Origin of the sequence: Paenibacillus sp. FSL H8-0282 (genome assembly GCF_037963825.1) — a bacterium.
GTDB lineage: Bacteria > Bacillota > Bacilli > Paenibacillales > Paenibacillaceae > Paenibacillus_AQ > Paenibacillus_AQ odorifer.
This window is the reverse complement of sequence record NZ_CP150146.1, coordinates 4,414,572-4,437,754: the sequence shown is the minus strand read 5'-3', so window position 1 is coordinate 4,437,754 and position 23,183 is coordinate 4,414,572. Positions and strand designations below refer to the sequence as shown.

Sequence of the window (23,183 nt, the reverse complement as noted above, 5' to 3'; positions counted from 1 at the left end):
CATTGAAGCGTTTAAAATCAACTAGATTTGGGTATGTCTGAGTAAAATTTTCCTGAATATTACAGTTTAGGTGGATTGAATAGTTCACGATATATAAAAATTTTTTATGAAGATGAACTTTTTACAGTGCTCCTGACTCATATAGGGGAGAGAGGTGAAGGCATGGATGTTGTTCGATTGGTGAAAAAAGCTAAAAAGGGAAATAAAGAAGTTTTGCTGCAATTAATCATGTATGAAAAAGATATTTTTTATAGGCTTGCGTACAGCTATATGGGAAATGCGCATGATGCTATGGATGCCATGGAGGAAATGATAGTTACGTTATACGAGAAGATTGATCAACTTAAGAAAGAGGAGTCTTTTTACAGCTGGAGTAAGACGATTTTGGTAAATGGCTGTAAAAGGCAACTTCATAAGCGAAGCAAGCTGGTGTTATTAGAGGACTGGAACATCACTGACGAGAAGGAAAAAGCCGATGTTACATCAGGCGATCCTTATCATAAAAGTGAACAGCAAATGGATATGCAGGCGTTATTGTTACATGTGAACGAGCAGCAAAGAGAAGCAATTCAATTGAAGTATTTTCATGATCTCGATTATCAAACGATAGCTGAGATCACACAGGTCTCGATCGGAACTGTTAAATCAAGGATCTACAATGGATTACAAACGCTGAAAAATCATTACAGAGGTGATGTTGATGAACAATAACGTCGAACAACGATTAGTGGATGAGAAGAGGAACTTAGAGTCCATAACTGCACCTGAGGGTTTAGAAATGAGATTAAGAAATGCTTTAGACTCGGCACCTCCAAAAAGAATAAAAAGAAAAAGCTCGCCCCTCTGGAAGATTGCAGCCGTCATTATATTAGTGATAGTAGTTTCTGGAAACAGCTATAATGCCTTCGCTTATTATGGAAAAAAGTTATTTGGTTTTGATGAGGTGTTAGAGGGAACTTTACAACAACTCAATGAACAAGGAATGGGACAAAGCATAGACAAAAAGACGACGTTAGCAGATGGAACAGAACTTACGATTAACGGAATTATGGCAGATGCCAATCAATTTATTGTATATTACACGTTAAACAATCCTAAGGGACTAGAGGAGACGGGAGATCATTTTAGTCCTTCAAAAATAGAAGGGTTTCTCACGAATTCCAACATAAGAAGTGGCGTATCTTTAATCAACGACGAACATACAGAAATAAAAGGCACGATGACATTTGATAGCGTAAGCCCATTCTCGAAAAAACTGACACTTCATTACTGGGGACCTCCACAGAAAGGGCAGATGAGTGAAGGGAGCATAACGTTTTCTTATAATCCAAATCAAGCGATGGTGACTCAGATCAAACAGTCGATTAATAAAAAGGTCAAAGCCGACAAAGGATCAATTACCTTCAAGTCGATCACGGCCACACCCACCATGACTGTGATTAAAGGGAGTATGAATGTCGAGAATTTCGATCGAATAAGATTAGGGTTAGAAGGCATTCAATTAATTGCCAATGGAAAGCCTGTAGAAATATTAGGTAGTAGCAATAAAACCTCGCTGGGTGGGAGATCATTTGATATTCGTTATGACACCTTGCCAAAAGAATTACATTCATTGCAGCTGGTTGTTAAAGAGTTTGTTGGATATCAGAAGCTGGAAGAGAAGTATCCTCTAAATGCTGATAGTAATGTGCCGATTCTACTAGGGGATAAAGAATTATGGATTAAAGATGTGACCAAGACCGCTCAAGGGATTGAAGTAACTATTGCTACAGTTGAGGATGTAATGCTGGATGGTGTGTCTATAGAAAATGCTAACGAAAACACGGCTTTAAAAACAACAATTAATCAAAAAGAGTCAGAACAAACGAACGGTAAACTCATGAAGGAACGCACCTTATTATTTGATACACAAACGAAACCTGAAAGTATTCTGATAGAAGGAATACATTATATGAAGGAATATAACAAGGTGATTGAGATTCCTGTGGATTAAAAAGGAGTGCCATATCCATAATTTATGAAATATAGTAAGCTATAATAGTCTGAGAAAGTGAGGGGGTTATGGAAAATATAGGTGCTTATAAGGTGAGTCGTCCGTCGTTAATGTCGCTTCTGTTTTCTATGATTTTTTCAAGTGGCATACTATTGTTAAATACCAGAAATAATATGGAGTATAAAGTATTACTTTATTTTGGTTATATATGGTCGGCTTTCTGTCTGATTGTTGTACTCATATTGCTCTATAGGATCATTACGATTAGAAAGTTCATTGAGGTTCGAATTCTTCCGGACTCTATAATAGTAGAAAACAAAGAAATTCAAGCGAATCAAATTGAGAATATTTATGTAAAGGGCTATTTCATACCCGTAATAGGCATTAAACCTGTAGATCACAAATTTCCTCCCTATAGATTATGTTTTAGTTTTCTTGACGAAGAATACAAGGGAATGAAAGAACTAACCGCATGGGCCGAAAGTAATCAGATTAAACTATCTAAAAAAAGATTTATGAGATGGCTTTAACCGGGCTCTTACCAGTCCACCATACCGCGCTATATGCGCATTGCGGAAAGGATGGGTGTCCCAAAAGCCGAAAATGGCTGCTGGGGCACCTCATTTTTTTTGCTCCATCATCGTCCCCCAAACGTCGCTCGTTTCCTCCATCCGCGAATCCTGAAACTTCGTTTGCTTCCTCCATCATCAAGAACCCTCTACTTTTGTCACCTCCGCTATCCCCCCAAAAAAACTACACTTTCTTCGATCACATTTGCACACCCGTAAGCATCTATCGGACTCAGATGACCCTTAGACGCGTCATATCCCACTTTTGGAATTCTAACGGACCGCATAGTCGCTATTGGCCTGAAAAACACCCCGAAAGCAGCCTTTTCAGGGGAATAACTGCACTGAAGTCCGAAACCTTGCTCCAAAGCCGAAATATTCGCAAATAACGTCATCTGGGTCCGAAAGTAACCGTCTTCCATCATCGAGTCCCCAAACCTCGTTCGCTTCCACTATCCGCGAATCCTCATACTTCGTTTGCTACTGCTATCACTGATCTCCCAAAAATCGCTCACATTCTCCATCGTAGACCCGCAAATCTCGCCGATCTATTCTCCATCACCGATTTCTCAAAGTTGGCTCACTTCCACTATCATCACCTTTAAGCCACGCTTTCTTGGATCAAATTTGCGCGCCCGGAAGCATCTAACGGACTCAGATGACCCTTAGACGCGCCATATCCCACTTTTGGAACCCTAACGGACCGCATAGCCGTTATTGGCCTGAAAAACACCCCAAAAGCAGCCTTTTCCGGAGGAATAACTGCACTGGGGTCCGAAACCTTACTCCAAAGCCGAAATATTCGCAAATAACGTCATCTGGGTCCGAAAGTAACCATCTTCCATCATCGAACCCCCAAGCCACACTTTCTTCGATCACATTTGCACATCCGTAAGCATCTATCGGACTCAGATGACCCTTAGACGCGTCATATCCCACTTTTGGAATTCTAACGGACCGCATAGTCGCTATTGGCCTGAAAAACACCCCGAAAGCAGCCTTTTCAGGGGAATAACTGCACTGAAGTCCGAAACCTTGCTCCAAAGCCGAAATATTCGCAAATAACGTCATCTGGGTCCGAAAGTAGCCATCTTCCATCATCGAATTCCCAAGCCACACATTCTTGAATCAAATTTGCGCGCCCGGAAGCATCTAACGGACTCAGATGACCCTTAGACGCGTCATATCTCACTTTTTGAATCCTAACGGACCGCATAGCCGTTATTGGCCTGAAAAACACCCCAAAAGCAGCCTTTTCGAGGGAATAACTGCACTGGAGTCCGAAACTTTGCTCCAAAGCCGAAATATTCGAAAATAACGTCAACTGGGTCCGAAAGTAACCGTCATCCATCATCGAATCCCCAAACCACGCTCGCTTCCTTTTGGAGTTCTGACTGCCGTATAGAGACTGATTACCCCAATACGCTAATAGGTAGAATGAATGGTAAATCCTTAGTTTTTTTGTTGCAAATACAACAATTATGGTATACTATTTTCCTGTCACATCTGCATAACACCATATAATTAGAGCTCGAAATAAGAGTTTATTTGTAAATTGATATTTTAAAAGGAGAAAACGATATGGCTATCAATATAAAAAAGTGCACGTTCGAAGATCTAGGTTCACTTCAAGGAATTAGTGTTGAAACATTTAATGAGACATTTAGTAATCAAAATTCACCTGAAAATATGAAGGCCTACCTGGATAGAGCATTTAACTTAAAACAATTAGAAAAAGAATTGTCGGATAGCTCATCAGAATTCTATTTTATTTATTTTAATGAAGAAATCGCTGGGTATTTAAAGGTTAACACCGAGGATGCTCAATCTGAAGTAATGGGTAATGATTCACTTGAAGTCGAGAGGATCTATATTAGAAAAAAATTTCATAAACAGGGGCTTGGGAAATATCTAATAAATAAAGCTATAGAAATAGCGGTACAATGTAATAAAGAGAAGATTTGGTTAGGGGTTTGGGAAAAAAATAAAAACGCTATTAGCTTTTATGAAAAAATGAAGTTTGTTCATACAGGAACTCATTCTTTTTATATGGGTGAAGAAGAACAAATAGATTTTATTATGACAAAACAACTATAACATTTGTCTAAAATGATGTTAACTAAGAGGAACGATAGGAGGCTTAGAATGAAGCAACTTTATATAAAACAAAAGGTATTCAGTCTAAGTGGTAAATTCACGGTAAAGAATCAGCAGGAGCAAGATGTCTATTACGTAGAGGGCAGTTTTATGCAAATTCCCAAGACATTCTCCATCATGAATACAACAAGAGATGAAGTCGCACTTATTACGAAAAAAGTGTTCAGTTTTTTACCAAAGTTTTTTGTAGAAGTAGATGGTCGAGAGGTATTGACGATTAAGAAGGAGTTTTCTTTCTTTAAAGCACGTTATACGATTGATGCGGCTGACATTGAGGTACATGGTAACTGGTGGGACATGGATTTTCAGGTTTTACAGCGTGGTGTAGTCATCGGTAAAGTGAACAAGGAATGGTTCACTTGGGGTGATAGCTATAAGGTTCAAATATTGAAGGATGAGATGGAGACGCTCATGATTGCATTCGTTGTCGCTATTGATTGTGTGAAGGCTGACCAGGCATCTACATCACATCAGTGAAGATTCAATATTAAAGTTAAAAACTTAGTAAGGTGATGTGGACGGAAAAAATTCAGCAGGTAAAGCTGAGTGTAATTGGTCAGTTTATCTATGATGCGCTGAACGTACCATAAGTAGAGGCAAATTAGGTTTCTGATAGTGCCTATGTTAGATCTTATTGTTGATTTTCATTTTTTGAAAAAACGCCTATTGCGCCCAAACGCTCTCTCCGCGAATGCATATGATGATTATGCCTACTCATTGAAAGGAGCGATCACATATGGGATTTTTTCCAACACCGGGAGCCGGCGGGGGATTTCCAGGATTCCCAGGCGGACCTGGCGGACCTGGCGTGCCGGGAGGACCAGGAGGACCTGGAGGACCAGGGGGACCAGGGTTTCCGGGTGGAACCCCCGGACAATTTCCGGGGGGTGCACCGGGAGGCGTTCAAGCGCCGACGGCTCCTCCACCGCAATTCGTGCCACAAATGTCGTCTACCACATTTGCCATTGATCCCGGCGGGATCAGACGCTGCCTGTTCCGCAACACATACATTTGGCTGAACAACGGCGAGCAATTCTGGTTCTTTCCGGTATTCGTCGGACGTAATTCTATTGCAGGGTTCAGATGGAACGGTTTTTTCTGGTCGTACTTCGGCATTGATTTGAATCGGATTAGCTCGTTCACGTGCTTCTAAGGCAGACAGCGATAGAGAACAGCCAGCAGGCTGTTCTCTATGTTGTGCAAATTATCGTGTCCCGGGAGTTGTGAATTTCGCAAAAGATACATAGTGAAGAATCGTTTCCCCTGACGCTAACGTTAATGCTGGATCAAAAAAGGGACTACTCTGCGAAGGATAGCCTTAAAGCTTGCCGTTACAGACAGCGCGTTGAGCCATCTCATTAATCACGGTAATGCGGAGGGATGGGCACGTTGGTGATCCATTGTGTTATGAATTCAATTAGTTTTTTTGCCGCTGGAGAGGCATTTTTAATGGAGGCGGCTGCAATACCAATAGAACGATAATACTCGCCTTCCAATGGGCGATAACATACATTGTCGGGGAGATGTGACAGAATCATTTCGGGGAGAATACTTAACCCTAAACCATTTTGTACCATGGCGATTATGGCATGATCATCTTCTAATTCATATTTGATCGTGGGTGTGAGTTTATTTTGCGAGAAAATTCGCTTTACATCGGTGTCACAACCCGCAATGGGCATGATAAAAGGTTCATCAATCAATTGCTCAAGGCGGATGGTTGATTGGCGTTCGAGAGGGTGATTCTGCCACATAATGCAGACCATCCTATCTTTTTGAAGAGGGAGCACATGAAAAGCATCTCGAGTAGGAAGATTAACAAATCCCAAGTCAGCGGTTCCATCGGCAATCCATTCTTCTATTTCAGAGTAGTTACCATCAAGTAGTTTTATTTCAATATGTGGAAACTGATTTTGAAATTGTTTAATGATTTGAGGCATCCATTGGATCGATACACTAGAGAAAGTACCTATTTTCACAGTTCCGATTTCGACACCCTTTAATGCAGCTACTTCTTGATTGAGTTTTTCATTAAGTTGGAGGATTTCTCTGATATGTGGGATTAAACGTTCGCCATCGTTGGTTAACCGGATACCCGATCTGTTTCTTATGAGAAGACACAGTCCGAATTCAGCTTCTAAGCTAGAAAGCGCATGACTGATGGCTGATTGTGTTAAATTTAATATCTCTCCTGTTTTGGTAATGCTGCCGATTTCAACTACCTTACTGAAAATTTGATATTTTAAAAGATTCATAATGATTTCTCTCCTCAATAAAGTATGAAAAAAATTCATTAAACTAATAATTAATATTCATTATTTTTATCTTAATTATAATAGTATAATCTGTTTTATATAAAAACATCTACGATTAAAGGGGAGTTTGAGCGGAATGGTTCATGAATCAAACGGATCTTATTATGCAGTCATATTTTCAAGTCAACGTACGGACGGGGATAACGGATATAACATTATGGCTGAAAAAATGGAGCAGCTTGCGTCCGGGCAACCTGGGTTTTTAGGAGTGGAAAGTGTCAGGGATTCTTCAGGAGCAGGTATTACGATTTCTTATTGGGAGAGCTTGGAGGCGATTAGTAACTGGAAACAACATCAATCTCACAAAGTTGCTCAGGAGAAAGGTAAGAAAGAATGGTACCAAAATTACAAAGTGAAAATTTGTAAAGTTGAAAGAGAGTATTCTTGAGTGGTAAAATATTACTGCAAAGTAATTGGGAATCAATCCATTGAAGCGTGCAACAACAATCATTTTATTTCAAAAGGATGCGAAGAAACTTATCCGAGAAAATAGAAGAGTCCGTTAATAATTAGATAAAATATAGATATGGGATGGTTTTTAGATGAACTATCAAATTAAAAGGGCGACCCTTGAAGAAAAAGAAATCCTCAACAACCTAATGCAATTTTATATGTATGATTTCTCCGAGTATATGGATTTGCACCTTGAAGAAAACGGAAAATTTAATGATTATCCTCTCAACGATTACTGGACAGAAGAATCGAATTTCCCATATCTGTTAACTCTGAATGGGAAAAATGCTGGATTCGTTTTAGTCAGAATAAAAAATAGAGATGATGATTTATACTTTTCCATTGCAGAGTTTTTTATTATAAAAAAGTATCGGAGAGTAGGATTAGGTAGACTAGTTGCAAAAGATATTTTTAATATACATAAGGGGCAATGGGAAGTTTACCAAATAGATAATAACGAGCCCGCACAACGCTTTTGGAAAAAGGTGATAGAGGAATACACTGGCGGAAAATTCACTGAACGAATTGAAGCAGGGAGAAAGACACAGGTGTTTGTTAATCGAGTTGAATCTTAAGCTAGGGTACAATAGATCAATAAAAAGCGGCAGTCGTGGACTTTATTTTCTAGTCCAGGGTTGCCGTTGTTTTTTTAGGATCTCCAGAAGTGATGTTATAGGCCAGTTGTCCGGGTATTTTTGAGTAGTACAAAATCACTTCTAATGTTAAAATTACCCAAAAAGTATTTTAGGAGGCTAAAACGGGAATTATGCTAAATATACAGCAGATTGTAGAACTTATTCCTCATCGGTATCCGTTTATTTTAGTGGACAGAATTATAAAGTTGGAGGAGAACAAAAGAGCAGTAGGTATTAAAAATGTATCCATTAATGAACCGTTTTTTAGCGGCCATTTTCCTGAGCATCCTGTTATGCCGGGTGTTTTAATTGTGGAGGCATTAGCCCAGGTAGGCGGAATCACAATGTGCAAAAACGAGAAGCTGATGGGCAAGATAGGGTTATTAGTTGGCATTGATAATGCCCGTTTTAAGCGCCAAGTAACGCCTGGGGATCAGCTTCTTCTCGAATTCGAAGTCAATCGGATGAAAGGTGAAATTGTAAAAGGCAAAGGCACCGCAACAGTAAATAGTGAGCTTGTATGTGAAGCTGAGATTTCTTTTGCATTTGTGCAAAAAGGAGGTTCAAAATGAAAAGGATGCCCTTTGTACGACCAACCGAACATTACGATCTGCAAATTAAGGATATTGACGAGCAAATATGTGCATTGATCAAGCAACGAAAGGAAATCTCGAATAATAATCCAGGATTCCCACCGTTTGAATCTATCTCTAAATGGGCAGAAAATTATGAGCTCTATGAGGATTTTTTGAAAGCGGTATTTGGGACGTTGCTAAGTGAAGATCATTTTAAACCGATGGTTGAGCCAATTGATTTTAGAAAACATATTGCAGTTCTTAAATCAATTGAGAAAGATGGATTTTTTTATACACTGACCTCTATACGCCAATATAGTAATGCTAGTGTGGTCACCCTTAATATAGATTGGGACATGACAACTGAGCTTCCAACAAATTCTCATAACCATAGCTTTTTCGAGCTGTTTATAGGAGAAGAATATGATAGTCGAATGATGAATGGCGGAAGTTCAACCGGACAAGCTTCTTATAATTACGTAATTTCTCCACCGCTTTCTGACGATCCTTCAGGTGTTATATTAGAGTTCAGGGAACATGGTAAACCCTTCAAGAACAATGAGACAGGAAATCAAATTGTTTTTAGGCTGTAGTACTTATTTCTTCTCCTCCGGAAAATATTGCTTATAGCTGTCTCCATTGCTATTATCAAAAGTGGAGATCCGAGCGAAGTTAGTTTGACTCCGCTCTATATCACAGTTAACGGATTTTTAGTGAAATAAAAACCGGCCATCCTGAGGGGATGGCTGTTTTCTGTGTAAGACAACTTAATGATTCATTTCCGAATGCGTTCCTTCCTCAGGAGATTTGCCTTCTGGTGGGATCCAAACGGGACGAATCGCAAAGGATAAAAGCAAAAGTAATGTTAATATAGAGGCTACGATTAAACCGAGTTTTCTAATCCTCGTAGGTGAAACTAATACTATAACAAAAATGACAAGGACAAACCCAACCGACGTTACAATTTCGATTACGGTTATGGGATGTAAAGGTGGCAGCTCTAGATTTATGAGCCCTTAAAAACTACGAAGGTACAGTTTACAATTTAGATATTCAGGAATACGAAAATTGATGACCCCACACAGACTTCAGATGTCTGTATTTTTTTGCTAATTGTGGTTCTATAGTATGATTTTTTGGGATTATTTGAAAAATGGTTGAGAAATACATAGTGTATAGTCAATACTGTGACTTATAATGTTAGCTTAGGTAATGATCTAAAACTCTTAATATAACCTTGAATATATTCATTTACGCAGTAAAAGGCTGAAAGGAAGTCATCTCTTGTTTGAAACCCTACTTTTAAATTTTTTGTTTTTGCTTTTTCCAGTATTAACATTTCTAATATTCTTTGAGAATCGGGCCTATTCCTACAATAGATTGATTCTCGTTTTTATGTCTGCAGTGACCATGAGTCTCTGTATTGCAAAACCTATCAGACTTGAAATTGGCTATATTTTTGATTTGAGGTACATTCCGTTTATTATTGTGGCACTGTTTGGAGGATATAGGAACGTTCTTCCTCTATATATTATTTTGAATGCTTACAGATTCTATGTGGGTGGAGGTGGAGTATTTTATTCGTTTCTATTTGCGACAGCGATTCTGATTTTGGTGCCGTTATATAAAAATAGATTTTTAAAATTACCATCGAAGGGCCGTGTGATTGCGGCAAGTCTGATTGCTTTGCTAATTATGGGGGTTTATCTGTTAATTTTAGGTTTTGTTCAGGATTCTTTAGACAGGCAATTTTGGATTCTTTCATTAAATGCGCTGACAACTCATGTTGGGGTGATGAGTGTCATTATGATTTTGATTGAGAAAATTATCTCCAATATTAAAAATCGGGAACGGATTGTCCAATCGGAAAGATTAAATGTCGTCAGCGAGCTAGCGGCAAGTGTATCCCATGAAATCAGAAATCCACTTACAGTGACTAGTGGTTTTTTGCAGCTATTAAATAAATCTAAAACGATGACGCCAGAGGAAAAGGGCTTTGTAGAGTTATCTCTACAAGAGCTACAGCGAGCAGAAAAAATTGTAAGTGATTATCTCTCCTTTGCCAAGCCACAATCTGAAAACATGGTTTACTCCAATATGAAGGCAGAATCAGAATATACTAAAAATATCATAATGCCTTATGCCACTATGCACAAAGTAGATGTCCAATTTAGTTTTAATAATTCGTTAAATAAAAACTATGACCGAAACCAGATTCAGCAGTGTCTAATTAATTTATATAAAAACGGTATAGAAGCGATGAAGGAAACCGATGGCGGTACGCTATTTATCGATATATTTGAAAAAAAACAAAATATTATGATCAGTATCAAAGATAACGGAGTCGGCATGACTAAAGATGAAATATCGCGACTCGGTAAGCCGTATTATTCCACTAAAGCAGAAGGAACGGGGCTGGGTATGCTTATGGTCTACAGTACCGTCGATAAAGTGAAAGGAACTATTGAAGTCGATAGTGAAAAAGGCAAAGGGACAACGTTCCTTATAACTATCCCAACATAGGCAAGTTGCAGAGAGTATCTTTTGCTGTTTATACCCCACTAGGAGTGTGTAATACCTCTCATGAATGGATTTCGTGTAAAAAGGGTAACGAGCCTGTACGAGTCCCATCTGGAGGTGCAGCAATGGAGATATTTGTAACTATAGGCATCAAATTGGTCATCAGCTTTTTTGGTTTGTGGATCATTACCTTTATTACCGGCCGCAAGACGCTGAGTCAATTGACACCACTCGATTTTCTGTCTTCATTGATTTTAAGTGAAATTGTCGGCAATACGATATATGATGATGAGGTGAAGATCTGGCATCTGCTGTTTGCTCTTTTTATTTGGACCGCATTATCTTATCTGTTCGAAAAGGTGACCACCCATTTTGTGAAATTCGGGAACATGGCGGAAGGCCGGACAGTGCTGCTAATTGACGATGGCAAAGTGGATCAGGATTTGTTGGAGAAATACGATATTGAGTATACCCAACTGCTGTTCATGCTGAGGCAACAAAATATCTTTTCCCTAAGTGAAGTACGGTATGCTCTGCTTGAAACGAACGGCTCTCTATCGGTTATGCGCAAGTCTGAAGCTGAGCAGTCTTCTGCTTTTTCCATAACAGTTATTGATAAAGGCAGGGTACTGGAAGAGTCCATGCGGGGCAGATCGATGAACAAGAAGCAGATTCAGGAACGCGTCAGAGAGTCTGGTTATAATTGCATTGAGGATATTGCCTATGCTGAATATAAAGAAGACGGAACGATCTATATCCTTCCCAAAAACAAACCATAAATCAACATGATAAGACGCTGGAGCCGGGAGGCTCAAGTGTCTTTATTTGAAATCAGGAGTGGCTAGTGAATAATAAATTTTAATGGAGGTAAGGATGATTAGTTTAGGATTATGGATCTTAACCGCTCTAATTGTGCTAGTTGTTGTAATGTTTCACGCAGGAGCATTATTAGATTTTATCCGGCCTAGTGTGCTACAAACTCAAATTTTTGGTCTTCACATTACATTGTTTGGAGTAGTTGTGATATTGGCCTATGAGGGTGGTCGCGGGATAGGCGTTTTTATTGGATTAATTGGACTGTTTACGGGGATCTTGGGCTCTTTTAGAGATTCCTCTAAACCGGAGGATAAAAAGAATATCTGACAGCTTATATATTTACTAACTTTCGGAGGGGTATAACTTTATGGAGATTTCTTTATGTAAAGCAGACGCGAGCGACGCAGAGTTTATTCATGAAATGCAAGTAAAAGCCTTTATGCCATTGCTGGAGAAATATAAAGATTATGAAACCAGCCCAGCCAATGAATCTGTGGAACAAATCAGGGATCGAATTAATCAGTCTTTTGCAGATTATTATATGATTAAGTATTTTGATATTGCTGTGGGCGGTGTCCGTATCGTTAAAAAGGATAATAAAACTTATCGGGTCAGCATCATCTTTATCTTGCCAGAACATCATGGGAAGGGGATTGCCCAGCAGGTTTTTGCAATCATTGAACAGAGATATAAAGATGCAAAGAAATGGGAGCTGGATAGTATTATACAGGAGCAAAGAAATTGCTATTTATATGAAAAGTTAGGGTATAGAAGCACGGGGGAAACCAAAAAAATAAATGACAACTTAACATTAGTTTTTTATGAAAAACATATGAGTTAAAGCCTTAGGGTTATACTTAAAAAAAAAGACAGCGGGCAGTTTATGTCCACTGTCTTTTTCACATACAAATCAATACACTCGAATACGCTTCACAAATAACGATATAATCAATCCAATACCTGCAATTGCTGCGATAAATAAGTAAGCATGTGTAATTCCAGCGGTTAATATTTCAGGCTGTGCAGCGGTTGGATGTGTGTTTGCGAATCGTGTTTGTCCGCTAGACATTAGCGTAACAGCGAACGTTGTACCAAGAGCACCTGCAATTTGCTGAAGTGTACTCATAACAGCAGCCCCATCCGGATAGTATTTCACGGGTAATTGATTTAACCCATTGGTTTGAGCGGGCATAATGACCATAGCTAATCCGATAAACATTGCGCAGTGTATTAAAATAAAGGTTAGGCTACTGGTTTCAGTAGAGTTTCTTGTAAATAGAAAACCAGCAATGGTTGCGATAAAAAATCCAAGCGGCAGCAATAATTTCGGACCGTATTTATCGAATACTCTACCCGTAACTGGAGCCATAGCCCCGTTAATAACACTGCCTGGAAGAAGTAGAGTACCAGCCATTGTGGCCGATAACAATAAACCTCCTTTTAAATATAAAGGTAATAAAATTGCAGAAGATAAAATGATCATCATTCCTAAAAAGAGCATTATAAGACCTATCGTAAACATGGGATATTTAAATACCCGTAAATTCAGCATTGGGGTTTCCAATTTAAATTGCCGTAATACAAACAAGATTAAGCTGATGAAACCAACAATAAGAGGCAGCAAAACAATGATTTCACTCAAAGAATGATCAGCAAAGTTACTAAAACCAAAGACGATTCCACCAAATCCAAAAGTAGAAAGCAAGATGGATAAAATATCTATTTTAGGTTTTGTGATGTTGGCTACATTTTTAATGAATGTTAATCCGAAACCTAATGTAAATAACAATAAAGGTAAGCTTATCCAAAAGATATACTCCCACCCAAAATGATCTACAATTAAACCAGATAGAGTAGGCCCAAGTGCCGGTGCACACATAATAACGAGCCCCATCATTCCCATGACAGTTCCGCGTTTATGTGCAGGAAAAATAATAAGAATAATATTGGTCATTAATGGAAGCAATAAGCCTGTCCCTAAGGCTTGCACTAATCGTGCAATTAATAATGAGGTGAAATTAGGCGAGAGGGCAGCAATTAATGTACCGACGATAGATAATAGCAAGGAAGCTGTGAATAATTGTCTAGTGGTAAACCATTGCATTAATAGGGCGGATATTGGAACGAGGATACCTAATACAAGTAAATATCCTGTGGTTAGCCACTGAACCGTTGAGGCGTTGATTGAAAATTCATCCATTAAATTTGTAAAAGCCATGTTTAAGGCGGTTTCACTAAATAGCCCGACGAATGCACCTAACATAAGCGAGAAGGCCATGAGGGCTGGACGTTTAACTTGAACAGTTGATGATGATTCCATAATAATGATGAACCTCTTTTCAGAATTTTGATTCGTATTATTTTTGCATGATAGATGATATATCAACTATAAGGGGGAGAGAAATGCTTTAAGCACTTCTTACATTATTCAGCACATGTGTTAGCAAAGTCTTTAACGTTGAGTAATCTGAAGCAGATAATCCTGACTCGATAATTTCGTTTAAATTGACCGTCACCTCATTTATAGTATTCTCTAATTTCCGTCCTTCTTCTGTTACATATACATTTACCGCTCGGCGATCTTGCGCACTTGTTACTTTGTGTATGTAACCTTTGCTCTCTAAGCTGGCGATCATTCGGGCAACACTGGCTTTGTCCTTACCAAGATTTGCAGCAATCTCGTTCTGAGATAGACCTTCTTTCTCAAGCATCAGAGCCATAAGTAGATGCTGTTCAGGTGCAAGTCGAAAAGGAGCAAGTAACTTTGTTAAATAATTTGCTATTTCTAAATGCAAATCTCGAATGACCAAACCTAAAGGTTCTCTTGAATCCATATGATCTCTCCTAATTGAAGAATAGATGATATATCAACGTTATTGATTTGTCTATATTAGCATAAAGTTATGTATGCTTGTCAAGTTAAAGAAAATGAATTGAATCATAGATTTAGATACAAGCGGCAAAGTTGTTTAATGCCCAATCACTTGATGATACATAGTCATATGCTGTTGTGAAATTTAAAAAAATTAATTAGGGAGGGATTTAAATGGGGTATAACTGTGTTGGGGGCGTTCAAGAACAAAAAAAGGCTCCAGTTTGTATTAATCCTTGGACATCAACGGGTACGATTCTTGTGCTTTACATTCTTCTCGTCATTATCCTTAAAACTTGTTGGATCTAGAATTCATGTAAACTGATGCCCCAAAGTTTTTTTCTTCGGGGCGTTTCTTTGTTTTCTTTAGTTAGATAATAGACACGTTAAGGATTCAGGATAGACTTAACGGGAATAATCGGGTTGTGTCATAGAAATAGGCTGAGGATTGGCAAGTACCCATTGCACCGCCAGCTCGCATAATCTGGCTGGTTGCTCATTGCCAGCGATGTTGCGGAACCGTTTGGCGAGTACAGCTGCCTCTTGAAGAAGGACGGGCTCTAAAGGCGTTCCCGTGCTAAAATGCCGTATCAGTGCATCCAGCATTTTACGGTAACCGGCATCCCAGTTTCCTCCGCCATTATTAAGGATTTCATGAGACACCCGCCCTGTGATGCGGATAACCTCACCCTGTACCGTTATCGCGTGTCCTGAAGCAGGGACGAGAAAATCCCACAGCTCTTGGTGCTGTGCGGGCCATGCGGCTTCCGTTACCTCGATAGGAGAGATTCCATCATGTCTCTGCAGTTTCGCTATAGGCTCGACATCAAATTGCCGGTACAGCTCCAGGAGAGCATTTGCCGTTTCATCCAGTCGATCTTTATTGTAATTTGTTCTGACGAATTCAAAATCCTTGCCGATACGCCGCACGGATTCCTTCATCTCCGGCGTGATTACTGCTCCTGCATCCAGCATAATTCGCGAGATTTCTGCCATGTGAACTATATCGATATTCCGGCATTGTAATAATCCTTTGGCGAGAGGTGTGTTTTTTCGGTTATTTTCTGCATGGACATTTGCGCCGCGTACCACCAGATCACGCACTACTTTTGTTTTGTAAGAAGCAGCTGCTGAGTGCAGCGGTGTCTCATTCTGGTAATCCAGGGCTTCCATATCTGCACCTAGTTCAAGGAGTAAGGGGACATTTCCGGACCAGGTTGCAGCCTGAGCATGAAGAGGGGTACGCTTATAGTTGTCGGCAGCGTTGATGTCAGCACCCTGCTCCACAAGCCAGGAAACCATTTCATCCGGTATTTGCCGGAAGCTGAGGGCGGTACCTTTGCTGTAACCCCCACGGGCATCCCATTCGCATAGCTCAAATACCTCTTTTAAGGCAGATATATCATTCGTTTTAACCAGCTCGGCAAAATTGGCGGGTAATGTTTTTTTCTTTTTGCCCATCTCATTTTTCCGCTCCTTTATTAATAGATAAATAGCAGATAACTTCTTGCAAGTTTATCATATAGGAGAATTGAACACTAATTTATGCAGGACGAAAAGGTTGAAGATATAAACGTAACTTTATTGGAAAAGAGTGGGGTATCGTTTATATGGCGATCTCGAGATCATAGACTATTAGAAAATGAAAAACATTAAGCTTGTGTCTTGGAAATATATTCGAGATTTACGAAGGACATCGAAATTACGCTAACACAAGGCAATCAGACAAAGTGATCGACTCTGCTTTTTTGATTTTTTAAGTTCGTTCATTTCTAATTTTTCTGAACTCCTTAGGAGTTATATTTAAGTGTTTTTTAAAAGACTGGATAAAGTGATTTGCGTTATTGAAACCAACTCGCTGTGCGATTTCAGTTATCGTGTAGTCAGTTGCTATTAACAAATCACAGCTTTTATTAATGCGATATTTAATTAAGTAGAAATACGGAGTCATATGGATACTTTTCTTAAAACCTCGAGTGCACTCCGATACACTTAGATGTGCTGTATCTGCTATTTCCTTCAATGTCAAATTATTAGAATAGTTTTTGTGAATAAAACTAAGCATTAATTGTAGTCTCTCTTGCTGGAGTCTGTTATATTTAGACGATTCCTCAGAGGATAGAGAAAAATTTGATATAAGGATTAACCATAACTGGACAGTTTTGATAGAAACTTCGTATTCCCATCCCCATTTTTTTTTCGATTCAAATTCTTTTTTCATAGCCCAAAGAATTTGTAGGATTTGATTATGCCAGTCCTTATCTCCTTTGATTTCTAAACTTAACAAGAATGAATTGGTATACGGAAGTACATACTTTTTTTCCATTGCACTTTCAGAATAAAAAGCGAGTAACTTCTCTGGGAAGTTAAAACTAACATATTCACCCTCTTGGTTAAGGTACGTAACAATATGAAGTACGCTCTTATTAATAAAGATGGCCTGACCTGCTTCTAAATCATAATTGATTCCGTTGACTTGTATGGTTAGTTTCCCTTTGGTCACTAAAGTAATTTGTAGTTCTTGGTGCCAATGTAGATCGTTAACCCCTCTGCCATTAGGAATAGATTCATAATTGGTATGAGTGTACATGATGTATGGAAATGCATCATCAGGAAATTGAATGGCTTCGTGTAATTGCTTTTTCAAAGTGCTTATTCTCCTTATTTGACGATATTTCAATATAAATTAAAGATATAGTTGCACAATATTGATCTTGGCGGTGATATTATTATATCCAGCCTAGACTTATCATACAATTCTGTGCACAGGGATTGTCACACATTTTGGAGGAACTATGGCTAGTTCAAATAAACCGCCTATACTATTGCATCCGTTTATTCTGTTATTTATCAGTATTTTGTCCGTTTCTATCTCTTCAATCATGATTAAACTTTCAGATACACCTACTTCAGTGGCCGGGATGTATAGATTGTTTATTTCTGTAATCATCATGCTCTGTTTTACATCTGGGAAAATGGCTCGTTCTACTGAGATGAATAAAAGAGATTGGGTCATCGTTATTTTATCCGGCCTATTTCTAGGGTTACACTTTTTATTCTGGATGGAATCATTGGTCTATACTTCAGTTGCAAGCTCCATGGTGATCTTATCGTTACAGCCGCTATTTGTTATGATGGGGTCTTACTTTTTATTCAAAGAACATGTTAACCTGCTAACCGTTTTTTGCCTGATTGTTGCTCTTTTAGGTTCGATTGTTATTGCATGGGGAGACATATGGGTTTCGAAAGATGCATTAATTGGCGATGGTTTATCGTTAATTGGCACATTCTTTGCTTCAGTCTATCTGTTGGCCGGGCAAAAAGTAAGCGGCAAAATCAATGCAAGTCTATACAGCATTTTCGTTTTTTTTATTGGTGGTACTGTTATGCTCGTGTACAATTTGATAAATAATGTCTCATTAATTAATTATGCTTCATCAGATTGGATTTATTTTTTGCTTCTTGCAATAATTCCAACTATTTTTGGTCAATACATCTTTAACCTTTTGTTAAAGTCGATTGGAGCAACTACTGTCTCGGTTGGGATTATTGGTGAGCCTGTTCTTGCTATAGTCCTTGCATATCTATTATTAGGGGAAACTATATCATTATTCCAGTTTTTAGGTGGCATAATAACCTTACTCGGTATGGGAATGTATTTTTGGTCGAAATCTTTAAAGTACAACATTCAAAATAAGTGAATGAGTAGTTGGAAAATGTTTTAGCTAAATAGGGGGATGGCAAATGGTAACTATTGATGATTTTTTAAAACTTGATGTTCGTGTTGGAACAATTATTAAAGCGGAGTTTTTTGCAAAAGCAAAAATACCTGCGATTAAACTCCAAATTGATTTTGGACCAGATATCGGAAGCAAAACATCAAGTGCACAGATTACTAAACGATATAAGGCCGAAGAGATTGTAGGGCAACAAATCATTGGGGTAGTTAACTTTCCTGCTCGAAATATTGCGGGTTTCCAATCAGAAGTATTAGTTCTTGGAGGAATACCGGATAAAGGGGATGTGGTTCTCTTGAAGCCAGATATTAAATTACCTAATGGGACACCTATTGGGTAATATAGGGTAATTGTAGTATACAAAAATTGATAGTAATCGGAGAGAAGACAATGGAAGAATTAACAAGCTTAGCATCTGAAAGTATTGAGGCAAGTAAAACGGCGCTAGTCGTGATCGACTTGCAGCAGGGAATTGTCCACAGTCCAAAGCAGGGGCCGCATACAAGTGCTCAGGTGGTTGAGAATGCCAGCAAATTAGCCCAATCCTTTACGGAGAAAGGAGGATTTGTTGTTCTGGTGAGGGTGTCATGGCTAGATGGGCAAGATATGCTTAAACCTAAAACTGATTTGAAAATGAATTCCGTGACCTATCCAGAAGGTTGGGACGACATCGTACCAGAATTAGCGAATATCAAAAATGCACATCTGATTACCAAACGGCAGTGGGGGGCATTTTTCGGTACAGATCTTGATTTGCAGTTACGACGCCGCGGAATAGACACGATCGTATTATGTGGTATTTCTACCTCGATTGGTGTGGATACTACTGCTAGAGAAGCTTATCAGCTTGGTTATCATCAAGTTTTTGTAGAAGATGCTATGACCGCGATGGCTAAAGAAGAGCATGATTATGTATGCAAAACTATCTTCCCTCGCATAGGTAAGATCCGGTCGAGCGATGAAGTAATATCCATGTTGAAATAATATAAAAAAACCTCATGCTCTCTCTGTGATCTCAGAGATTGTCATGAGGTTTTTTAATTGAAATTATGTCTTACATAAAGATGAGGAGAAGTATCCCAGCTAAGAAGCAGTAATAAGAGAAATACTTCAAATTACCTTTAGCCATAATCCCCATAAACCAGCGCATGGAGAAATAAGTAACGATAAGTGTAGTAATAAATGCAATCAAGTATGGAATGGCTAGCTGCGAGCGGTTAGGATCGTGGGCAATATCAGATGCGCCCATAACGAGTCCGCCCAAACTGACAGGAATATAAAGCATAAAAGAAAAGCGTAAAGCAGTTTCTTGCTTCATTCCCACAGCGATGGAAGAGATGACAGTTGCACCAGAACGGCTTATCCCAGGAATAAGGGCGACTGCTTGGGCAAGTCCGACTATAACTGCATCCTTCGCTTTTAAGTCACCATCTTGTTTACGTCCGCGAAGGTTACGGATCAACCATAAAGCTACCCCTGTAACAAGCAAGGCGATGGATACGGTATGAACCGACGAGAAGATATCCTCAATCTGATCCTTGAAGAGTAAGGCAACAATTACCGCAGGCAAGGTACCGATGATGATGTACAAAGAGAAGAGGAAATCCGACTTATATTCCTCTTTGCGGGTCAGAATAAATTGAACGAATCCAGTGATCAATCTTCCGATATCTTTGCGGAAAATAAAACAAATCGCAATTAGTGAAGCCGTATTTGTTAAAATTTCAAATGATAGCCCATTTTGTTTTAAGCCTAGCAATTTCTGTGCGATGATCAAATGGCCGCTCGAAGAGACGGGGATTGGCTCAGTTGCCCCTTGAACAAACCCTAGAAACAAGTATTTAAGCCACAGTATAATATCTTCCATTTTACCTCCCAGTATTTTTGTAATCTTTTCAATCATATCGTATTCAATAAAGAAATGACAATAGAACCATCGTGCCATATTCAATTGGACGAGTTATACTAATTCATAAGACTATTAAATGAGGTGGAACTATTTGTAGTACATTACTAAAAATTCAGCAGCATGATATTCCAAGAGCAGCCAGTGTTCTGGCCGAAGCATTTGCCAAAAATGATCCGTTATATCAGCATATCTTGCCTGATGAATCAACCCGATTACGCGTGTTGAATATTTTTTTTCATCGTTACATTGAGATGTTGTATCCATATTCGGATTTACTAACGACTTCTACTAACTTTGAAGCAGTGGCTTTAGTGTTCCATTCGGAGCGTCAGACAGGGACAGTGATTTCGAACGTCAGGTATATGAAACAGATAGTCCTTGCGATAATTAAGTCATTGCCGATTTGCCGAATCATTGGGGTGCGAGGATTTATACGTGGTTTATCTATTTTGTGTAGTATGAGTTCCTTGTGGTTATCAATGTTTGGGGATCAGAAGTATAAACATTTGGATATGCTTGCAGTGCAGGATCAATATCGAGGTCAAGGATATGTATCAAAAATCATGACACCGCTACTCGCGGAATGTCGTATGAGCAATACGTTATGTACGTTAGAGACACAGACACCGAGCAATTTGCCCGTTTATGAGCATTATCAGTTCCGTACGGTTAAGGTCATTCCTCTACCTAATAGCACACTTGAGCAGTATTGTATGGCGTTTACGCCAGGAGTTGCCGAGTAGTTAATAAAAAAGGGCGGTCCCATTCAGCCATTTCATGGTTTTTGGGGCTGTCTTTTTTTTGCGGAGTCTATAAGGGTTAATGAAGCTTCAACAGAAAAATCAGGGAATTTCTCCCTGTAATTCTGCGATCTTTTGTCATCCGGCTAGAATCAATTATTTTGTTTAACAAAAATAGCATAACCTTTGTAGGATTGTTATAATAGAAACATATATTCCCGTGCTTCAGAACCCTATACAGGATGTATAGGGGTTTTATTTCTTTTAGTGAGGGTGATCGAGAACAAGTATGGGGTTGTCCGTACAGGGAAAAGAGGATCGGAGAGTTCCGCAGGAAATTTTAAATTATGAAGTGATGGCGAGGTTAGCAGAAAGATGAATTGGTCGGATTTTGGCGAACGAAACAAACGATTGAATCCCCTGTGGAATTTGGGGGCTGGCATGAACCTTGGCGAAATCCAACCTTACAAAGAAATGGTATCTTTAAGCGTTCTGCTGCAAGTCTATTATCTGGAGCTAGAATCGAATGAGAGAAGATCCAAAGAGGATATTATTGAGCTTACTTGGACTGCGCTGGAACGTTTTAATATCGCCAATCTTGGGACTACCGAATCCGTAGAGCGTCTCGTGGACGGTTTATTGTGGAGCGGGAATGGTGGGGATTTCGAATCCTTTTTCTATGATGATGTGACCCGGCAAATGTCCGTGCAGAAATATAAGTATTTCACGGTGGACGAGGATGCGACTCGCAGCAGTTGGGAAGAGAACGGCAGAACCATCTATCGTCTCTCTGAATATGCAATGGAGCTCATTTTTATGAGCCATGAGATTATTGATGAATTTCAGATCAGCATCAAACTGCTCGAGATTCAAATGCATATAAAGCATGGGCGCGTAACTCGGGCTCTTCAGGATGTTAATGAACTGATCTCCCGTGTCCGCAAGATGACCCAGCAACAGCAAGAATACCGCAATGCGTTACGCCGCAATCCGAAGCATATTTTTAGTGAATTCGGAGTAGCTCGGCATCAGCGACTCGAAGAGATTCATCATCAGTTCGAGGAGGAACGCAAACATTTTGACAGTATTCACCGTTCTCTGGCCCGGCTGGCCAATGATGAGAAAGACGTGATCGACTTCAATGAGATCCGTATTCTCTCTGAACGAGTCGAGCTTTCTAGGCGTGTACACGATGAGCTGGCTGAGGTAGTATTGAATATTTTTGAGATGGAGACCAATTTAAGGTTGAACTTCCCTGAATTATTCTGGGGAGCAGCCGGGTTTAACTTCCGTACACATGTATGGGAGGAATGGGTGAAAGAAGAGGGTCTGCCAAGCGGTGACAGTCTTGAACTGCTGCTCAGCGGATTATTCGCTCCGAATCAGGACTTCGTTTATCCGCTTCCTTGGGCTTGGGAGGAACAAGAGGTAGGGTTTATCCCCGACTTAGTGATGGATGATTTCGAAGATGAGGTGGACACAGAGCCTGTTCAATATATTCCTAAAGGTATTCCATGGGCAAAAGTAGTAGAGCTGTGGCAGCCGGTTTTTGCTGCCTTGGCTGAGCAGGGAAGCTTTACCTTTACTGCAGACGCTTTTTCCGCCGAAGAACTAACAGGGTGGGCAAACACACCGGATGCTGTTGATCTGTGGGTGCAGTTTTTTCATACAGATATTTTAGTGCAGGAACAGGCACCAGAAGGTGGTAGCGGCGTTTCTGATGAATGCCAACAGCTAATCCAATATGTACTTGCAGAAGATCTTCTGTTGGAGAGTTTACGCGGCAAAACGCTGCGGACGAGCATTGCTCCAGAACCAGCCTCAGGGGTACGGTGTTCTGGTCTGGATATGAGTCCATATATGATTACGATCGTGGAGAGGTGAGAAGTTAC

At 39.5% G+C, this 23,183-nt stretch carries 26 protein-coding genes; 20 read left to right on the top strand and 6 right to left on the bottom strand.

Translation table 11 applies throughout. The features are described from left to right. Positions 1-162: 162 nt before the first annotated feature. The 6 genes from NST94_RS19215 (at position 163) to NST94_RS19190 (ending at position 5,872) form a co-directional block, all read left to right on the top strand. Positions 163-711: a sigma-70 family RNA polymerase sigma factor gene (locus tag NST94_RS19215; protein WP_076127357.1), complete on the top strand. Its 549-nt coding sequence runs from the start codon at positions 163-165 to the stop codon at positions 709-711. Beyond that, positions 701-1,993: a DUF4179 domain-containing protein gene (locus NST94_RS19210; protein WP_076301735.1), complete on the top strand. Its 1,293-nt coding sequence runs from the start codon at positions 701-703 to the stop codon at positions 1,991-1,993. The genes NST94_RS19215 and NST94_RS19210 overlap by 11 nt, the downstream gene beginning before the upstream one ends. 68 nt (positions 1,994-2,061) lie before the next feature. Beyond that, a complete protein-coding gene (locus tag NST94_RS19205) occupies positions 2,062-2,523 on the top strand; it encodes a hypothetical protein (RefSeq protein ID WP_076301734.1) in 462 nt (153 codons plus the stop codon). A 1,620-nt stretch (positions 2,524-4,143) separates the two neighbouring features. Further along, on the top strand, positions 4,144-4,659 hold the full coding sequence (locus NST94_RS19200; RefSeq protein ID WP_076183033.1) for a GNAT family N-acetyltransferase: 516 nt from the start codon (positions 4,144-4,146) through the stop codon (positions 4,657-4,659). A 48-nt stretch (positions 4,660-4,707) separates the two neighbouring features. Then, positions 4,708-5,196: an LURP-one-related family protein gene (locus NST94_RS19195; protein WP_076276104.1), complete on the top strand. Its 489-nt coding sequence runs from the start codon at positions 4,708-4,710 to the stop codon at positions 5,194-5,196. A 259-nt stretch (positions 5,197-5,455) separates the two neighbouring features. Then, complete coding sequence (locus NST94_RS19190; protein WP_076218170.1) at positions 5,456-5,872, top strand: transporter; 417 nt, start codon at positions 5,456-5,458, stop codon at positions 5,870-5,872. Positions 5,873-6,077: 205 nt separating this feature from the next. Here the strand turns inward: NST94_RS19190 and NST94_RS19185 are convergent, their stop codons facing one another. Continuing rightward, positions 6,078-6,974, bottom strand: coding sequence for a LysR substrate-binding domain-containing protein (locus tag NST94_RS19185; RefSeq protein WP_076301731.1), 897 nt, complete (start codon positions 6,972-6,974; stop codon positions 6,078-6,080). 136 nt (positions 6,975-7,110) lie between these two features. Between NST94_RS19185 and NST94_RS19180 the strand changes: the two genes are divergently transcribed. From NST94_RS19180 to NST94_RS19145, 8 genes are all read left to right on the top strand, one after another. Next, on the top strand, positions 7,111-7,422 hold the full coding sequence (locus tag NST94_RS19180) for an antibiotic biosynthesis monooxygenase (RefSeq protein WP_076183024.1): 312 nt from the start codon (positions 7,111-7,113) through the stop codon (positions 7,420-7,422). A 154-nt stretch (positions 7,423-7,576) separates the two neighbouring features. Continuing rightward, a complete protein-coding gene (locus NST94_RS19175) occupies positions 7,577-8,062 on the top strand; it encodes a GNAT family N-acetyltransferase (RefSeq protein ID WP_339281186.1) in 486 nt (161 codons plus the stop codon). 191 nt (positions 8,063-8,253) lie between these two features. Beyond that, complete coding sequence (gene fabZ / locus NST94_RS19170; protein WP_076301730.1) at positions 8,254-8,694, top strand: 3-hydroxyacyl-ACP dehydratase FabZ; 441 nt, start codon at positions 8,254-8,256, stop codon at positions 8,692-8,694. Further along, positions 8,691-9,290: a chorismate mutase gene (locus tag NST94_RS19165; RefSeq protein WP_076278720.1), complete on the top strand. Its 600-nt coding sequence runs from the start codon at positions 8,691-8,693 to the stop codon at positions 9,288-9,290. The genes fabZ and NST94_RS19165 overlap by 4 nt, the downstream gene beginning before the upstream one ends. Before the next feature lie 691 nt (positions 9,291-9,981). Continuing rightward, positions 9,982-11,220 (top strand): ATP-binding protein, encoded by a 1,239-nt coding sequence (locus NST94_RS19160; RefSeq protein ID WP_076127331.1) that lies wholly within the window; start codon positions 9,982-9,984, stop codon positions 11,218-11,220. A gap of 122 nt (positions 11,221-11,342) precedes the next feature. Beyond that, the gene (locus tag NST94_RS19155; RefSeq protein WP_339281185.1) at positions 11,343-11,996 is read left to right on the top strand and encodes a DUF421 domain-containing protein; all 654 of its coding nucleotides are present in this window, start codon (positions 11,343-11,345) and stop codon (positions 11,994-11,996) included. A 94-nt stretch (positions 11,997-12,090) separates the two neighbouring features. Further along, positions 12,091-12,360 carry a hypothetical protein gene (locus tag NST94_RS19150; protein WP_076301727.1) on the top strand — a complete coding sequence of 90 codons (270 nt, stop codon included), beginning with the start codon at positions 12,091-12,093 and terminating at the stop codon, positions 12,358-12,360. A gap of 40 nt (positions 12,361-12,400) precedes the next feature. Further along, positions 12,401-12,874 carry a GNAT family N-acetyltransferase gene (locus tag NST94_RS19145; RefSeq protein ID WP_076301726.1) on the top strand — a complete coding sequence of 158 codons (474 nt, stop codon included), beginning with the start codon at positions 12,401-12,403 and terminating at the stop codon, positions 12,872-12,874. A gap of 69 nt (positions 12,875-12,943) precedes the next feature. Here the strand turns inward: NST94_RS19145 and NST94_RS19140 are convergent, their stop codons facing one another. Beyond that, on the bottom strand, positions 12,944-14,353 hold the full coding sequence (locus NST94_RS19140) for an MDR family MFS transporter (RefSeq protein ID WP_076183007.1): 1,410 nt from the start codon (positions 14,351-14,353) through the stop codon (positions 12,944-12,946). An 88-nt stretch (positions 14,354-14,441) separates the two neighbouring features. Continuing rightward, the gene (locus NST94_RS19135) at positions 14,442-14,867 is read right to left on the bottom strand and encodes a MarR family transcriptional regulator (RefSeq protein ID WP_076183004.1); all 426 of its coding nucleotides are present in this window, start codon (positions 14,865-14,867) and stop codon (positions 14,442-14,444) included. 266 nt (positions 14,868-15,133) lie between these two features. On the opposite strand from NST94_RS19135, the gene NST94_RS19130 reads away from it, so the two are divergent. Beyond that, positions 15,134-15,214, top strand: a complete 81-nt coding sequence (locus NST94_RS19130; RefSeq protein ID WP_232061537.1) for a YjcZ family sporulation protein — start codon at positions 15,134-15,136, stop codon at positions 15,212-15,214. Positions 15,215-15,310: 96 nt separating this feature from the next. On the opposite strand, the gene NST94_RS19125 is transcribed toward NST94_RS19130, so the two are convergent. Both NST94_RS19125 and NST94_RS19120 read right to left on the bottom strand, forming a co-directional pair. After that, complete coding sequence (locus tag NST94_RS19125) at positions 15,311-16,366, bottom strand: ankyrin repeat domain-containing protein (RefSeq protein WP_076301724.1); 1,056 nt, start codon at positions 16,364-16,366, stop codon at positions 15,311-15,313. Positions 16,367-16,661: 295 nt separating this feature from the next. After that, positions 16,662-17,552: an AraC family transcriptional regulator gene (locus tag NST94_RS19120; RefSeq protein WP_076301723.1), complete on the bottom strand. Its 891-nt coding sequence runs from the start codon at positions 17,550-17,552 to the stop codon at positions 16,662-16,664. Positions 17,553-17,700: 148 nt separating this feature from the next. Here NST94_RS19120 and NST94_RS19115 point away from each other — a divergent pair, with 148 nt between their 5' ends. The 3 genes from NST94_RS19115 to NST94_RS19105 are packed head-to-tail and all read left to right on the top strand — an operon-like array spanning position 17,701 to position 19,626. Beyond that, positions 17,701-18,606: a DMT family transporter gene (locus NST94_RS19115; protein ID WP_280753050.1), complete on the top strand. Its 906-nt coding sequence runs from the start codon at positions 17,701-17,703 to the stop codon at positions 18,604-18,606. A 43-nt stretch (positions 18,607-18,649) separates the two neighbouring features. Then, positions 18,650-18,982 carry a chaperone CsaA gene (gene csaA, locus NST94_RS19110; protein ID WP_076134367.1) on the top strand — a complete coding sequence of 111 codons (333 nt, stop codon included), beginning with the start codon at positions 18,650-18,652 and terminating at the stop codon, positions 18,980-18,982. 50 nt (positions 18,983-19,032) lie between these two features. After that, positions 19,033-19,626 (top strand): hydrolase, encoded by a 594-nt coding sequence (locus NST94_RS19105; protein WP_076127313.1) that lies wholly within the window; start codon positions 19,033-19,035, stop codon positions 19,624-19,626. A gap of 70 nt (positions 19,627-19,696) precedes the next feature. Here the strand turns inward: NST94_RS19105 and NST94_RS19100 are convergent, their stop codons facing one another. Then, positions 19,697-20,509, bottom strand: a complete 813-nt coding sequence (locus NST94_RS19100) for an undecaprenyl-diphosphate phosphatase (RefSeq protein ID WP_036688882.1) — start codon at positions 20,507-20,509, stop codon at positions 19,697-19,699. 404 nt (positions 20,510-20,913) lie between these two features. Between NST94_RS19100 and NST94_RS19095 the strand changes: the two genes are divergently transcribed. Next, positions 20,914-21,294: a GNAT family N-acetyltransferase gene (locus tag NST94_RS19095; RefSeq protein ID WP_256720975.1), complete on the top strand. Its 381-nt coding sequence runs from the start codon at positions 20,914-20,916 to the stop codon at positions 21,292-21,294. 372 nt (positions 21,295-21,666) lie between these two features. Continuing rightward, positions 21,667-23,175: a hypothetical protein gene (locus NST94_RS19090; protein ID WP_143766408.1), complete on the top strand. Its 1,509-nt coding sequence runs from the start codon at positions 21,667-21,669 to the stop codon at positions 23,173-23,175. The last annotated feature ends 8 nt before the right edge of the window (positions 23,176-23,183 follow it).

What these genes read in the sequence shown, in the direction of transcription:
- NST94_RS19155 (WP_339281185.1), top strand. Translation starts at nt 11,343, where the DNA reads ATGGAGATATTTGTAACTATAGGCATCAAATTGGTCATCAGCTTTTTT.
- NST94_RS19145 (WP_076301726.1), top strand. Translation starts at nt 12,401, where the DNA reads ATGGAGATTTCTTTATGTAAAGCAGACGCGAGCGACGCAGAGTTTATT.
- NST94_RS19165 (WP_076278720.1), top strand. Translation starts at nt 8,691, where the DNA reads ATGAAAAGGATGCCCTTTGTACGACCAACCGAACATTACGATCTGCAA.
- NST94_RS19095 (WP_256720975.1), top strand. Translation starts at nt 20,914, where the DNA reads ATGAAACAGATAGTCCTTGCGATAATTAAGTCATTGCCGATTTGCCGA.
- NST94_RS19215 (WP_076127357.1), top strand. Translation starts at nt 163, where the DNA reads ATGGATGTTGTTCGATTGGTGAAAAAAGCTAAAAAGGGAAATAAAGAA.
- NST94_RS19190 (WP_076218170.1), top strand. Translation starts at nt 5,456, where the DNA reads ATGGGATTTTTTCCAACACCGGGAGCCGGCGGGGGATTTCCAGGATTC.
- NST94_RS19115 (WP_280753050.1), top strand. Translation starts at nt 17,701, where the DNA reads ATGGCTAGTTCAAATAAACCGCCTATACTATTGCATCCGTTTATTCTG.
- NST94_RS19195 (WP_076276104.1), top strand. Translation starts at nt 4,708, where the DNA reads ATGAAGCAACTTTATATAAAACAAAAGGTATTCAGTCTAAGTGGTAAA.
- NST94_RS19125 (WP_076301724.1), bottom strand. Translation starts at nt 16,366, where the DNA reads ATGGGCAAAAAGAAAAAAACATTACCCGCCAATTTTGCCGAGCTGGTT.
- csaA (WP_076134367.1), top strand. Translation starts at nt 18,650, where the DNA reads ATGGTAACTATTGATGATTTTTTAAAACTTGATGTTCGTGTTGGAACA.
- fabZ (WP_076301730.1), top strand. Translation starts at nt 8,254, where the DNA reads ATGCTAAATATACAGCAGATTGTAGAACTTATTCCTCATCGGTATCCG.
- NST94_RS19210 (WP_076301735.1), top strand. Translation starts at nt 701, where the DNA reads ATGAACAATAACGTCGAACAACGATTAGTGGATGAGAAGAGGAACTTA.
- NST94_RS19175 (WP_339281186.1), top strand. Translation starts at nt 7,577, where the DNA reads ATGAACTATCAAATTAAAAGGGCGACCCTTGAAGAAAAAGAAATCCTC.
- NST94_RS19185 (WP_076301731.1), bottom strand. Translation starts at nt 6,974, where the DNA reads ATGAATCTTTTAAAATATCAAATTTTCAGTAAGGTAGTTGAAATCGGC.
- NST94_RS19205 (WP_076301734.1), top strand. Translation starts at nt 2,062, where the DNA reads ATGGAAAATATAGGTGCTTATAAGGTGAGTCGTCCGTCGTTAATGTCG.
- NST94_RS19090 (WP_143766408.1), top strand. Translation starts at nt 21,667, where the DNA reads ATGAATTGGTCGGATTTTGGCGAACGAAACAAACGATTGAATCCCCTG.
- NST94_RS19200 (WP_076183033.1), top strand. Translation starts at nt 4,144, where the DNA reads ATGGCTATCAATATAAAAAAGTGCACGTTCGAAGATCTAGGTTCACTT.
- NST94_RS19100 (WP_036688882.1), bottom strand. Translation starts at nt 20,509, where the DNA reads ATGGAAGATATTATACTGTGGCTTAAATACTTGTTTCTAGGGTTTGTT.
- NST94_RS19135 (WP_076183004.1), bottom strand. Translation starts at nt 14,867, where the DNA reads ATGGATTCAAGAGAACCTTTAGGTTTGGTCATTCGAGATTTGCATTTA.
- NST94_RS19140 (WP_076183007.1), bottom strand. Translation starts at nt 14,353, where the DNA reads ATGGAATCATCATCAACTGTTCAAGTTAAACGTCCAGCCCTCATGGCC.
- NST94_RS19180 (WP_076183024.1), top strand. Translation starts at nt 7,111, where the DNA reads ATGGTTCATGAATCAAACGGATCTTATTATGCAGTCATATTTTCAAGT.
- NST94_RS19150 (WP_076301727.1), top strand. Translation starts at nt 12,091, where the DNA reads ATGATTAGTTTAGGATTATGGATCTTAACCGCTCTAATTGTGCTAGTT.
- NST94_RS19105 (WP_076127313.1), top strand. Translation starts at nt 19,033, where the DNA reads ATGGAAGAATTAACAAGCTTAGCATCTGAAAGTATTGAGGCAAGTAAA.